Source organism: Methanobacterium sp. BAmetb5, assembly GCF_003491305.1.
GTDB lineage: Archaea > Methanobacteriota > Methanobacteria > Methanobacteriales > Methanobacteriaceae > Methanobacterium.
The window spans coordinates 2007501-2020000 of the sequence record NZ_CP022706.1 but is presented as its reverse complement, the minus strand read 5'-3'; the positions used below and the strand labels follow the sequence as shown (position 1 = coordinate 2020000).

Genomic DNA, 12500 nt, shown 5'->3' with positions numbered 1-12500 from the left:
ATAACGAATTTTAGCCACCAAAGACAATTCAATTAAATATTATAGAGCACCCCAATATATTCTTACCTATGAATAGAGGAGATGTAAACCGGGAAGAGAGACTCTTAAAAAAACAGATCATGGTGTTGAACCGTCACCTTCCCCGGCGAAGAAAAACCCTGAAGGAACTTTTAGAGGAGGACCGGCCCCATGTACTGGGTAACGATGGAACACGCCACCGTTTCAAGAAAAAAGAACTGGAAAAAATCGCATCATTCCTTTCCCCGGATAAATGGGGACAGTTGAAGTTTCCCTTGTACATCGAGATCAGTTCCGAGATGAGCGATTCACGTATAAAGGGAAAACTGGAATGCCTAGTGGTATGCCAGATCCTGGAAAAGGAAGATTGTGGTGAAGAAATTTATATTTACCGTGCCGATGTAAAGGTAGTTAGAAGGGAGTTACCCACCACCTCACAGTACATATTTCTGGTTAAATAGTATCAGATTATGGTACTGAACATCAATCTAACAGAGTATAAAAGCATTTAACTGAAGTTTAAGCAATCAATAAAACTGACTAAAGGATGAATTTATTTATGGGATTAAAAAGTATGTGGCAAAAGGTAAAATCATTTAACTTGGATTTTTTATATGATTTTGACTGGGAAGAAATAAAAAAGGACCCGGATAAGATGGCCAAGGTATCCATGCTAGTTTTTGGAGCCGAAATAATGGTCACCGTGGGTATTGTAATTGGAACACTGATTTTTATTTATATAACTATATTTACCTGAATAATAATGAATTAAATCCTATTAAATCAAATATCCTGACCCACGGACCGGTAAACTTGATCAACCTTTTTTTGGGCGGAAGTAATTGTAGCTTCCGGTGTAGGTCCGGTACTTAAAACTGTGACCATTGGTTCTCCTTTTTCAATGATAACCCCGGGATGGGGTAGGTCGTAAACACCAGGGAAGTGAAGATCACTTACCGGTAATCTTTCCCGGGCATGGACCACCATTTTAGCTGCAAATTTCTGGGGAGAAGGAACTTCCAGAAGTTGCCCATGACATGCTTCCAGATGGGCCTGGGCCATGTTCCGGTTAAGTGATAGTTCTGCACATTCCCAGGTACCCTGTAATCGGGGGTTTACTTCAATCACGTATAACTCACCATTCCTGTTGATGAAATCTACCCCATTTGAGCCCACCAGGGATAGATGGTCCACCACTTTTGCAGCCATCTGGGAGATCTTCAGATCTCGGTTAGTGGGGGAACTTCCACCAGGGGGAACTTTTTCCTCCCTACTAACCAGACCCCCGGGATATGGTACTAGGTTTCCACAGTATCCAAAGGGTTCCCTCTGACCCAGTGTGCAGTCCCCAATGATCTGTTTACTGGTAAGGATGGTATGGGCCTCATCAGGGGTGGAGAGAACCGATGCACTGACATTTTCACCCTCAATAAATTCCTGAAGTAGCCACTGGGATAAATTTACCTCTTCGGGTAAACCAGTTACTCCCGAACCATGACCCTGGAGAATCCGAACCCCGTAACCACCGGCCCCTGATCTTGGTTTTAAAATGAACTTCTTTTCGGGGGCATTGCTGATGATTTCCCAGACTTCAGCATTATCAGAAGGTAAATATGTCATTGGAACATTGAAATATTTTTTAAGTCTCTGGAAAAGGGCAAATTTATCTTCAACTCCATTTACTTCCATATTTCCAATGATTTTACCGGAAGGGAACCAGGAAGGAGATGACCCCGCCAGGGATATGACACCATCCACATCCCCTACCATTCCCAGGGCTATTTCTCTCAAAAGATTGGGATTGAAGTTTTTTGAGAACCTACCACAGGAAATACCGGGTTTCTGGTCCAGAATCGATTCTACCCGGTCAGCACAAGATCTCAGATCCAATGTCCCAAAATAATCAGCAGAGTAAACAGTGTATCCTAACCTTTTAAGGGAACAAGCCACAGCACGGGTGTTGACACCCACGACCAGAATGTTTTCCATAAGATTACCCTTTAAAAGAATGTTTATCTTGTTAAAAATAAAAATAGTCCCGAGCGGAGTCGAACCGCCGTCGCCGGTTCCAAAGACCAGCAGGATTACCACTACCCTACGGGACTATACTATAAAAGAGGCTGCCCATGCAGCATTTCACTTTTCTGAATGAAGTGCTATTTAAAGTTATCTGCAGACTAGGATCTAACTGATTTAAATGATCCTGGTTTGGCCTTCCTATTGCAATTTACTTTCAAACGACAACTACGACATTTTCGAGGATTACTGGTGGGTATGAACTGCTTTTCCCCAACGAGAAGACTATGAATCCTTTCAATAAGAGATTTTATATTAGTTTTGGCTTTCTGGTCAAAATAAGCTGACCAGAAAATGTTATCCGTCCCTCTCTCCCGCAGGGCCCCGATTATTGTTCTATTCTCTTTAACCATATCCTGGAAGGCAAGACAGTACCCCCACACCTGGTTTATGGAAGACACATAGGCCCGGGTACCAGGTTTATCATCGATTATAATGAATTCCTCGGGAGTCATCCAGACTTCATCAATGAATCCCCTAATCCCATAATGAACAGAAACCACTGGAAATTCCCTTGATAAAAGTTCTGCAGTTTTAGAGGTCTCCAGCATCTCCTGAAATGTGGCAGGCTCCGCATGCTCCTGGAACTCTGCTTCTAACCGGGCATGTTCCTGGGTGCCAATAACCATTTTTCTGGTGGGCTGGACCTCCAAACCCTTAACATTTTCCAGGTATATGCTGTATTCACAGTATCCCTGCTTATTTAACCAGCTGATAGGGAAGTTGTTGTGCCCCTCCATGACCAGCACCTGGGATATCTCTGGATGGGGTTGAGACTTGGTTTTAGGCATTTAAAACACTTGCACTACCGTGTTATATTATATTAATTAAACACGGTGTTGGTTTCATCTGTGTGAATTGATTAATTATTGTTTAAAAATGAGTAAATAAAAGCTGGGGTATAGTAGGTGAAAAGTATTCACAGGAGCTTAATCCTCCTTTTCATCCTCTTTTTTGGTAAGGCGACTTTTAAGGACAGTCCAAATGTCTTTATCCCCATTATCATCCTTATTTTCCATATTCTCATTAATTTTATCTGGTTTTGGTGTTTGGTCCGAAAGGGGAGAAGTTTTATTCTGTTGCTGGAGTTTGAGTTTCTCAGTGAGCTTTCTTTCCTCTTTCAGGGCATGGATCAGTTTTTCCCGGTCACTTTCCAGGGATTCGATCCGGTCCTCCATTTCCTTCTCCTTTCTGCGGGATTTGTTATGCTTACTGAACAATTCCTTGTAGGTTTTGGATAGCTGGCTGTGTTTCCACTCCAGATCTGCAAATTCAGTTTCATACTGATCCAGTTTGACCTGGTATTCATCTTCCTTACGGGAAAACTCCTTGAATTCACCATCCTCATTGATGTACTCTTCCAGATCCTTCTGGGGTATGATGAACACTTCCATGCTGCAATCCAGGTTATCGGATCGTTTCAGGGGAACCAGGTACTGGTTGTACTCGTAGGTCTTCTTCTGGCCTCCCACTGTTTTTTTGGTCTTTTTCTTATAGCACTTGACCGCAGATTTGACTAGCTTCACCATGTGAAAAAACTCTCCTTTATCTATACCCCTATTGGTGAGACAGTCTTTTATAGTTGATGATGATATCACCACACCTCTCCCGGTTTAATACAATAAACCGGGTTATTGCATTTAAAATATCAAATCATTGCCAGCACCCGTCTGCTAGGATACAAAGATATAATTTTTTAATTTACCGGACCGGATTGACCTAAATCAACAATATCAGTAACTTAAATCTGGTTTTAAGACACTTAATTTTTTATTCCAGATATAAAAGAACAAACAAAGTTTATAAGAGATTTATGTACTATAACTATGGTATACAGTTTAAATGAGGAAAACTATGAAATCCGATAAAAAAATACTGGGATACGACCGGTTCTTGATGATGGCCCTCCTCAAGGAAGGTCCTCTCACACTGGAGGAACTGGATGACAAGACTATCCTCTTTTTATCCCTGATCTGGTACCAGCAGGTACCGGAAAAAGGGGAACCACTAATGGAAAGACTTTTTTTCACCCTGGCTCATCTGCGTTCTGAACTGGAAGATGAACGGAAGGATAAAAGAATTGGTAAAACTGAAGAAGAGTGTGAAAAACTCATTGAAAGTGGATGGGTCGCCCTGGTCGATGATCATTACTCCCTTACTGAAGAAGGAAAAAAGGAAGCCCAGAAATTTGTGGACCGCATGGAGAAGAAGGCCTCTCTGGTACGCAAGGACTTCTTCAAACCGGATGCAGCTGCCCGTAACACCACTGTACTGGATGCTTTCCTGGCAGTGATGAAGTTAGGGTCTGGTCTGGTCAGTGGTAGTGTGGGGCTGACTGCCGATGGTACCGATGCCACCATGGACACTGTTTCCGCCTTCATGGTCTGGTTGGGAATTAAATACCACCGGGAAACCATCTCCACCCTTCTGGTAATATTCGGATTATTCTTTGCCTCGGTCAGTATTGGTTACGACTCAGTCACTCATCTTATAAGCGCATTCTACGGTACATTGACCCCAATGGGTATGCCTTACCTGGTGATAGCAGTGGAAGGAATTGCCATCCTGGCCGCGGTCTTCCTGTTCTACTACCAGCGCTACGTGGGAAAGGTGAATTCCAACCTGACCCTTATTTCACAGTCTGTGGATTCTAAAAACCATATATTTATCGGCCTGTCAGTTATTGCTGGTGCAGTATTCACCATGCAGGGGATTTACTTCGTGGATGCCCTGATCGCACTGTTTATCTCTGTGGGTATATTCAAAGATGCGGTGGACCTACTCCGGGAAGCTATATCAGCCAGGAAAGGGGAAGAAGAGGATTATTCACAGTACCGTCTGCCTATGGAGGAGTGCTGGGAGGAGAACAAGCTCCGGGCCTTCCAGAACTGGATACTCTACATACTGTGGACTGGTGACCGTAAAACCAGGGATGAAATCATTGAATCATTGCAGGATGCTTTCCACCCCGATAATTACATCCCTGTGCTTTCCGAGCTTGATGCCACCTGTTCCGATGTCCATGACTTTGATGGTGACTGGGATAACATGACCCAGCCCCTGGTGGAGCTGGAGTTACTGGTACTTGAAGATGAGTACTTCCGCCTGACTGAAAATGGTAGCCAGTACCTGCAGGACTTTGTGAGTAACTTTGACTACTACGATGTCCATATGTCCGATACTATACTCCTGGCCATGGCTGAAGATGAACTACATCACCCTGAAGATCAAAAATAGGATAAATTATAGTTGAATAAAGAAATAGGGATTAATTATCTCTATTTATCTTCACTATTTTTTAAACGATTATTTCCATTAAAAAAAAGTTTAAACAAACTAAAAAGAATAATTATGACTTTTTTAGAGTCTTTTTCTGGATTCAATGGCTGCACTGGTAATTTGCCTGTATTTAGTCCTTAAATATTCCATGTTCTCCTCAATAAGTTCGTTGATGAATCTTTCAACACTCTCATCGTCGAGAAAATCGCGTATCCTGTAAAATCTGGCCATAAAAAAGATCTCCTAAATAACAGAACCTATATTGATGAGCGGAGTTTATATATTTATGGTTTTCCTGGACGTATACGAACTGTTCGGGTCAATGGAGAACTCTTACCTTCAAAAGTTAAATTCGTAGAAGATTAAGGAAGAGGAAATTGAGAATTGATTGATTGGTTGGTTGGCCTTAATTTTGATTAATTTTAGGGTGAAACAATTTTTCCCTAAGATATTATTTATTCTTGGCTTCCAGGAGTTTTTTAAGATCATCCATTTCTTCCTGGAGTCTGTCTATTTTTTTATCCACTGCTTCCAGTTTCTTTTCCAGTACTGTTTCCTTATCTTCGGTTTGCTCAAAGAACAGTCCAGTTATTTTAAAAGCAGCGTAGCTCACGAAGGCCAGTCCACCAATAATTATGATTAAAGTGGCAAATCTCCCACCAATGGTGTGGGGATAAATATCACCGTAGCCCACAGTGGTGATGGTTATCAGTATGTACCAGAGGGCATCATCCAGACTGTTTACACTGGGGTTCACTCCGTATTCAAAGAAGTAGAACAGTATTGCCCCGGAGATTATGACGAATATTAGGGTTATAACACCGTACTCCAGGTTGGCCCGTTCAATGTAATCAAAGAGGCCCACAATATTCCTTCGCAGAAGGGATAGTATTTTGATCAGGCGGAAGTATCTGAATATTCCTGAATATCCTGCCAGGAGAATTTCAGGCACCATACCAATTATATCGAACCAGTTGTTTTTCAGGTACTTGACCCGGTCATCAGCCTGGTAAAGCCGGTGCACAAACTGGGAGGCTAAAATAAATACCACTATTAAGTCAAAGAGGAGGATGATCTGGTAGGTTTCCGAGTTCACCTGTACAAAGATTATACCGGTTAACAGGATAACATCCAGAAGAGTTAACCCAATTATCACCGCATCAGTAATCTTTTTTACTTCCCGATTCCCTATAAACCGGTTTAAATTTATATTTTTCATGCAAACCTTTATTTTGATTAATGCTCCCTGATTCATGCCAATTACGGGATTAAAAATAAAAAAATCGAAAATAATTCCTATTGATTCATTTGTACAAGGATTATAGTGTGATTTTACTAGGATAAATAGGGTTTGTTTAGGTATTGATTAATGACAAAATAGAACTAGGTTAAATTTACTTCGTAACTTCGTAATATAAGGCTATAACGAAATATAGTAAATCACCCTCAAAGATCATTGAATGTATTCTCAAATCAAACATTTAAAAACTAATAAAAAATTAAAAAAGAAGCCCAATTCCCACCAAATCAGGAATTAAGCTATTTACATCAAACTCTGCTCTTTTTTGCTGAAGATCAACGAGGATATCAAGATCATCACTAAAGCAAATACCGCGATTATAATGACATCCAGATATACAGGCAGCACTGACTGGTGCAGAATTATACCCCTCAGGGCATCCACCCCGTAGGTCAGGGGATTGGCATAGACTGCTACCTGTAACCAGCTGGGAAGTCCGGTTATGGGGAACAGTGCTCCACTGAGGAGGAATATGGGCATTACAATGAAGCTCATTATGAGGTTGAACCCCTCCATACTGTCGGTGAAGGATGCAATCAGAAGTCCCAGCCCAGAAAGTCCCAGGGATATGATGATTATAACCAGGATTGATCCCAGGAGAATGTACACGTCCATGGGGACACTGACCACGAAGGACAAGAGCAGTAGTATAACTCCCTGGATAAGGGCCGTGGTACTGATTCCAATGGCCTTTCCCATGACAATGGCTGGACGAGAAATGGGTGCCACCAGTATCTCCTTTAAGAATCCGAATTGCCGGTCCTGTATCACCGAAAGCCCGGAGAATACCGAGGTGAAGAGGATGGTCTGGGCAATGATTCCAGGATAGATGAAGGCCTGGTAACCACCGGCTATGTTCCCGAACCGCATGGCTGATCCCAGGCCGGTTCCGAATATCAAGAGCCACAACAGGGGAGTTACCACCGAAGTGACAATACGTGAACGGTAGCGCAGGAATTTCTTGTTCTCCCTGAGCCAGATAGTGTAGATTCCCTCCAGTTCCGCCATGATTACCCCTCCTCCTGGATGGTTCTACCGGTGTACTTCAGGAACACATCCTCCAGGTTGGGGTGTTCCAGTTCTATGGAGTAAACGAAGATCTCATGTTTATTGGCGAAGTTCACCAGCTCCGCCACCAGGTTCTCCCCCCTCTCCACCAGGAGCTTGATCTCCGAATCCATAACGTAGGTTTCCTTTACAAAGTCCAGTTTCTCCACCAGCCTGGTGAATTCTTCCAGTTTGTCCACCTGCATGGTAATAGTGTCCGCCTTAAGCTCTCGTTTCAGGTTGCGGGGCGAATCCGAGGTTATGATATGTCCCTGGTTGATTATGGATATCTCATCACACAACCGGTCCGCCTCTTCCATGTAATGGGTGGTCATCAGCACCGAGACATCCTGATGCTGGTTTAACTCCTTGATATATTCCCATATACTCTCCCGGGTCTGGGGGTCCAGTCCCAGGGTTGGTTCATCTAAAAAAAGCACTTTAGGATGGTGTATGAGTCCCCGGCCTATTTCCAGGCGGCGTTTCATACCCCCAGAGTAGGTTTTAACGAATTCATCGGCCTTCTTACCCAGGGCAATGAGATCCAGTATCTCATCAATACGCGTCTGACGGACGTCTTTGGGCACACCGTAGAGTGAGGCATGCATTTCCAGGTGTTCACGGCCAGTGAGCATGTCATCCAGTGCTCGGGACTGGAAAACAATCCCAATAGATTCCCTAACCTCTTTGGGCTGTTTCCTGACATCATACCCATTGACGGTGGCGGTTCCACTGGTGGGATGGAGAATGGTACACAACATGGATATCAGTGTGGTTTTACCCGCCCCGTTAGGCCCTAATACCCCGTAAACACTATTTTTAGGTACTTTAAGATTCACACCGTTGACTGCCGTGAAATCATCATATTTTTTGGATATATCCTGGGTCTCGATAATGTATTCCATGCTCTTCCTCCCGGTAAGTTGCCCTTAAATCCCAGTTAATTTATCTTTAAATAAATGTGTTTCTGGTAAGATTTAATCATTATGCCCCATTTTGATATTAATTTTATGGTTAAATTATTAATTTTATAAAATCCATATAAAACACTAGTTTAAGTAAAAACTAAACCGGGGGGATACACTATCATTGTGAAACTGATAAAATCAGAGGGGATAGCCCACCATTCTTATTTTATTGAGGCCACTGGTCGGGCTATAGTGGTTGATCCACGACGCGACGTGGATATCTACCTTAAAATGGCAGAAACAACGGGATTGGACATAACCCATATTTTTGAAACCCACCGCAACGAAGATTACGTTATCGGCTCCCTGGAACTGGCCCAGGCCACCGGGGCAGAGATATTCCATGGGAAAAATCTGGAATTTGCCTACGGAACCCCGGTAAGTGAAGGGAACACCTTCAAGTTTGGGAATGCTGAGCTAGAAATATTGGAAACACCAGGACACACACCTGAAAGCATATCACTGGTTTTAAGGGATAAAAATGTGTCTGATGCTGCTCAGATGGTGTTTGCCGGGGATTTGATCTTCGCCGGGGAAACCGGGCGTATAGACCTTTTAGGGGAAGATAAAAAGAAAAAAATGGCGGGTTTACTCTACGACAGTATCTTCCAGAAGATCATACCCCTGGGGGACGAAACCATTCTGTGCCCGGCACATGGGGCGGGTTCCATCTGCGGGGCAGATATACGTGAACAAGATTACACCACCCTGGGCTACGAGAGGAAAACCAATCCCCAGTTACAATGCACCAGTAGGGAAGAGTTCATTCAGATGAAAGTGGCAGAAGAACTTTACACCCCACCCTACTTTAGGAAGATGGAGTTTTTTAACCAGAATGGAGCTCCATTACTGGGTAGACTACCTTATCTTCGGGCATTGACCCCTAAAATCCTGAAAAAAATGAAAAATGAAGGCGTACAGATAGTGGATGTCCGTAAACCCACCAGCTTTGGTGGGGCACACCTCCCTGGCAGTTTAAATATATGGCGTGAGGGTGTTCCGGCCTTTGCTGGCTGGTTTTTGAATTACCAGGACCCCATTATTCTGGTGGATGATCAGGACCATAACTGGGATGAGGTTCGCCAGGCGCTGGTTAGGCTGGGCTTTGACAATATTTACGGTTACTTGGCTGGTGGTTTCCCTAACTGGTACCTCCATGCCGAGAAGATTGAAACTCTGAAGCTCTGGAGTGTGCAGCAGTTAAAAGAAAATTTAAAGGATGATTTTTTCCTTCTGGACGGGCGTATGATAGATGACCGGCAGGAAGGCTACATAGAAGGATCCCACCACATATACACTGGTGAGGTGCCCGTGAGGATATCAGAAATCCCCCGTGACCATCCAGTGGTGGTTTACTGTGACTCTGGATTTAAATCAACCCTGATATGCAGTTACCTTAAAGGGGAAGGTTTCACTGATCTGACCACTGTCCTGGGTAGTATGACTGCTTGGAAACAGGCGGGTTACCCTGTGGTAAAGGATTAAACCGGGAACAAATCATCACTTAATGAATATTATATTGCAATAAATCCGTAAAATACCCCAATATATAAAAATAGCAGGTGATACCTTTGGATATTTTGAAAATTCCGACCATGGAAAAGGAAGAGTACGATAGATTTATCTCTGAGGAGTACGTGAGTAGAATTGCCTTTAAGGGAGATTATCCCTACATTGCCCCATTTTTGTATGTTTTTAAGGGGAAAAATATCTACTTCCTCAGTACCCGGTACGGTAAAAAGGTGGAACTTTTCAGGAGCAACCCCCAGGTGGCAGTGGAGATTGAAAATTACAGTCCGGACCTTGCACAGTACCGTTTTGTGACACTGCAGGGTAAGATAGATGAAGTTGACCAGGAGGAGGAGAAGCTCCAAGTAAGGGAGATGTTCGTGGATCTAATAAAAAACAAAGATCTCTCCCCTAATATATTGGCGGCCCTAGGTCACTCCCCCCAAGACCCCCTGGAATCATTAATCCATAGTGAAAAATCAGTGGTGTGGAAACTGGTGGAGGTAAAGGAGATAGTGGCCCTTAAAAATTCATGATACTTCAATAATGGGCACAGTTTATTAGCTACTCTCACCCCAAAAGGAATGTATAAGTTATAATTAAACAGAATAGGAGCGCCTTTTATATAAAAAATGGAGGATTGATAAGTTTATGGAAAATTTTAATTTGAGGGAAGTTCCTCGCTTAATTGCTTCTATATTGATAGTTTTCTTTTCCGGTGCAGTGGGGAGTCTGGCCACTTTCCCGGAGATAACCACTTGGTACGCTGCACTGGCCAAACCAGCCTGGACCCCACCTAATGAGTGGTTTGGACCCATATGGACCACTCTTTACATCTTAATTGGAATAGCACTTTTCCTGGTGTGGAGACAGGGGTGGGACCGGCGCGATGTGCGGTTTGCCATAGGAATATTTGCAGTGCAACTGGTACTGAACATCCTGTGGTCACTGGTGTTTTTCGGATTGCACTCCATATTGGGCGGATTTATAATAATATTCTTACTGTGGATAGCCATACTGGCTAACCTGGTGGCATTCTACGTTCTATCCAAACCAGCCGGACTCCTATTTGTTCCCTACATAATCTGGGTTAGTATTGCATCCTATCTAAACTACAGTGTGATGTTATTGAACTAAAAAAATGTTTAAACCAAAAATAATGCAAATACTTAAACCCATTAATTTTTTTTATTATTTTTCGTAATACAGTTCCTGAAACTTGATGGTATATTGGGTGCCTCTGGTGCGGTCAATCTCCATTTCCCCGTTTAATTGATTCACCAGTGTACGGACCACCAGTAAACCCAGTTTCTTGGATTTTTTTGGATCAGTGTTTTCTGGCAAGCCAATTCCATTATCGGCAACTTTGAGGACGTAAAACCCATTATCTGATTCTAATTCCACCTTAATATTACCAGTTCCCTGAGGGAAGGCATGTTTGATGCTGTTGGATGCCAGTTCATTGATTATGAGACCACAGGGCATGGCGGTTTCAATACCCATCTCTCCACTGGCAATATCCGTGTTTAAGGTGATGGATCTTTTATCCACACGATAAGAATTGAATATATCCTCTAAGAGTTTATTTACATAGTTTCCAAAGTGTATATTGCCCATGTTCTTGGACTGGTACAGGTTTTCGTGGATCATGGCCATGGTCCGGACTCTCCCCTGGCATTCCCATAATATAGAGGCGGTTTCCGCATCTTCTACCCGGATTCGCTGCAAACTCAGAAGACTGGATATGATCTGCAGATTATTCTTCACCCTGTGGTGAATTTCCCTTAATAAAACTTCTTTTTCTTCTAAAGAATTTTTAAGACTGGTTTCTACAATTTTTAGTCCGGTGATATCTTCCATAATTAATAAAACACCATTAATTCCACATTTATTTTTTATAATGGATGGCCTGGCCCGGAAGATCACTTCTTTTCCATATTTATTCCTAACCACCAGTTGAACCTGTTTTAATTCCTTTCCTGAAAGTAAACCATTGAAAAATGACTTTGCTGCCTCATACTCCTTTTCTATCAAGGAGACAATGGCCATGAAGTTCTTTCCAATGATTTCATCCTTGCTAAATCCAAAAACTTCTTCAAATTTAGTATTCACTTCTACAACGTTACCTTCACAATCAAATAGGAGAATAGCTTCAGCTGCATTTTCAAATATGCTTTTAAACTTCTCCCTTGATTCTTCAATGGCTTTTTTAGATTTCTGTAATTCAGTCATGTCCAGAACAGAGATCATACTCTTCTGGGTGTCGGGGATCATGGCCACCGTAAGATAAACGTACTTAACCG

Annotated in this window: 14 protein-coding genes and 1 tRNA gene (1 of these 15 only partly in view); 6 read left to right on the top strand and 9 right to left on the bottom strand. The window is 42.7% G+C overall.

What is annotated here, in order from left to right:
- Positions 1-68 precede the first annotated feature (68 nt).
- Positions 69-479 carry a DUF61 family protein gene (locus CIT02_RS10030; RefSeq protein ID WP_292612099.1) on the top strand — a complete coding sequence of 137 codons (411 nt, stop codon included), beginning with the start codon at positions 69-71 and terminating at the stop codon, positions 477-479.
- A 98-nt stretch (positions 480-577) separates the two neighbouring features.
- Positions 578-775 (top strand): hypothetical protein, encoded by a 198-nt coding sequence (locus CIT02_RS10025; protein ID WP_048073833.1) that lies wholly within the window; start codon positions 578-580, stop codon positions 773-775.
- Between the two features lie 26 nt (positions 776-801).
- Here CIT02_RS10025 and CIT02_RS10020 read toward each other — a convergent pair whose 3' ends face one another.
- The 4 genes from CIT02_RS10020 to CIT02_RS10005 all read right to left on the bottom strand — a co-directional run bounded on the left by CIT02_RS10020 (position 802) and on the right by CIT02_RS10005 (position 3692).
- Positions 802-2007 (bottom strand): ATP-grasp domain-containing protein, encoded by a 1206-nt coding sequence (locus tag CIT02_RS10020; RefSeq protein ID WP_292612093.1) that lies wholly within the window; start codon positions 2005-2007, stop codon positions 802-804.
- 44 nt (positions 2008-2051) lie between these two features.
- Positions 2052-2123: transfer RNA gene (locus CIT02_RS10015), tRNA-Gln, on the bottom strand.
- A 72-nt stretch (positions 2124-2195) separates the two neighbouring features.
- A complete protein-coding gene (locus tag CIT02_RS10010; protein ID WP_292612091.1) occupies positions 2196-2885 on the bottom strand; it encodes a Dna2/Cas4 domain-containing protein in 690 nt (229 codons plus the stop codon).
- 138 nt (positions 2886-3023) lie between these two features.
- Entirely contained in the window at positions 3024-3692 is a 669-nt protein-coding gene (locus tag CIT02_RS10005; RefSeq protein ID WP_292612089.1) for a hypothetical protein, read from the bottom strand.
- 256 nt (positions 3693-3948) lie between these two features.
- Here CIT02_RS10005 and CIT02_RS10000 point away from each other — a divergent pair, with 256 nt between their 5' ends.
- On the top strand, positions 3949-5331 hold the full coding sequence (locus CIT02_RS10000; RefSeq protein WP_292612086.1) for a cation diffusion facilitator family transporter: 1383 nt from the start codon (positions 3949-3951) through the stop codon (positions 5329-5331).
- Positions 5332-5454: 123 nt separating this feature from the next.
- On the opposite strand, the gene CIT02_RS09995 is transcribed toward CIT02_RS10000, so the two are convergent.
- The 4 genes from CIT02_RS09995 to CIT02_RS09980 form a co-directional block, all read right to left on the bottom strand.
- A complete protein-coding gene (locus CIT02_RS09995) occupies positions 5455-5604 on the bottom strand; it encodes a hypothetical protein (RefSeq protein ID WP_156104948.1) in 150 nt (49 codons plus the stop codon).
- Positions 5605-5824: 220 nt separating this feature from the next.
- On the bottom strand, positions 5825-6592 hold the full coding sequence (locus CIT02_RS09990; protein WP_292612081.1) for an ion channel: 768 nt from the start codon (positions 6590-6592) through the stop codon (positions 5825-5827).
- Positions 6593-6916: 324 nt separating this feature from the next.
- Positions 6917-7681, bottom strand: coding sequence for an ABC transporter permease (locus tag CIT02_RS09985; RefSeq protein WP_292612079.1), 765 nt, complete (start codon positions 7679-7681; stop codon positions 6917-6919).
- A gap of 2 nt (positions 7682-7683) precedes the next feature.
- On the bottom strand, positions 7684-8625 hold the full coding sequence (locus tag CIT02_RS09980; RefSeq protein WP_292612077.1) for an ATP-binding cassette domain-containing protein: 942 nt from the start codon (positions 8623-8625) through the stop codon (positions 7684-7686).
- A 186-nt stretch (positions 8626-8811) separates the two neighbouring features.
- Here CIT02_RS09980 and CIT02_RS09975 point away from each other — a divergent pair, with 186 nt between their 5' ends.
- The 3 genes from CIT02_RS09975 (at position 8812) to CIT02_RS09965 (ending at position 11334) form a co-directional block, all read left to right on the top strand.
- Positions 8812-10173, top strand: a complete 1362-nt coding sequence (locus CIT02_RS09975) for a rhodanese-like domain-containing protein (RefSeq protein ID WP_292612075.1) — start codon at positions 8812-8814, stop codon at positions 10171-10173.
- 86 nt (positions 10174-10259) lie between these two features.
- On the top strand, positions 10260-10733 hold the full coding sequence (locus tag CIT02_RS09970) for a pyridoxamine 5'-phosphate oxidase family protein (protein WP_292612074.1): 474 nt from the start codon (positions 10260-10262) through the stop codon (positions 10731-10733).
- A 115-nt stretch (positions 10734-10848) separates the two neighbouring features.
- Positions 10849-11334, top strand: coding sequence for a TspO/MBR family protein (locus tag CIT02_RS09965; RefSeq protein WP_292612072.1), 486 nt, complete (start codon positions 10849-10851; stop codon positions 11332-11334).
- Positions 11335-11388: 54 nt separating this feature from the next.
- Here the strand turns inward: CIT02_RS09965 and CIT02_RS09960 are convergent, their stop codons facing one another.
- A protein-coding gene (locus tag CIT02_RS09960; RefSeq protein ID WP_292612070.1) for a PAS domain S-box protein crosses the window boundary here: on the bottom strand, positions 11389-12500 show its 3' portion. It continues 652 nt past the right edge of the window; only the last 1112 of its 1764 coding nucleotides appear in the window; its start codon lies beyond the right edge, outside the window — the gene reads right to left on this strand; its stop codon occupies positions 11389-11391.

What these genes read in the sequence shown, in the direction of transcription:
- CIT02_RS10030 (WP_292612099.1), top strand. Translation starts at nt 69, where the DNA reads ATGAATAGAGGAGATGTAAACCGGGAAGAGAGACTCTTAAAAAAACAG.
- CIT02_RS10025 (WP_048073833.1), top strand. Translation starts at nt 578, where the DNA reads ATGGGATTAAAAAGTATGTGGCAAAAGGTAAAATCATTTAACTTGGAT.
- CIT02_RS10020 (WP_292612093.1), bottom strand. Translation starts at nt 2,007, where the DNA reads ATGGAAAACATTCTGGTCGTGGGTGTCAACACCCGTGCTGTGGCTTGT.
- CIT02_RS10010 (WP_292612091.1), bottom strand. Translation starts at nt 2,885, where the DNA reads ATGCCTAAAACCAAGTCTCAACCCCATCCAGAGATATCCCAGGTGCTG.
- CIT02_RS10000 (WP_292612086.1), top strand. Translation starts at nt 3,949, where the DNA reads ATGAAATCCGATAAAAAAATACTGGGATACGACCGGTTCTTGATGATG.
- CIT02_RS09995 (WP_156104948.1), bottom strand. Translation starts at nt 5,604, where the DNA reads ATGGCCAGATTTTACAGGATACGCGATTTTCTCGACGATGAGAGTGTT.
- CIT02_RS09990 (WP_292612081.1), bottom strand. Translation starts at nt 6,592, where the DNA reads ATGAAAAATATAAATTTAAACCGGTTTATAGGGAATCGGGAAGTAAAA.
- CIT02_RS09985 (WP_292612079.1), bottom strand. Translation starts at nt 7,681, where the DNA reads ATGGCGGAACTGGAGGGAATCTACACTATCTGGCTCAGGGAGAACAAG.
- CIT02_RS09980 (WP_292612077.1), bottom strand. Translation starts at nt 8,625, where the DNA reads ATGGAATACATTATCGAGACCCAGGATATATCCAAAAAATATGATGAT.
- CIT02_RS09965 (WP_292612072.1), top strand. Translation starts at nt 10,849, where the DNA reads ATGGAAAATTTTAATTTGAGGGAAGTTCCTCGCTTAATTGCTTCTATA.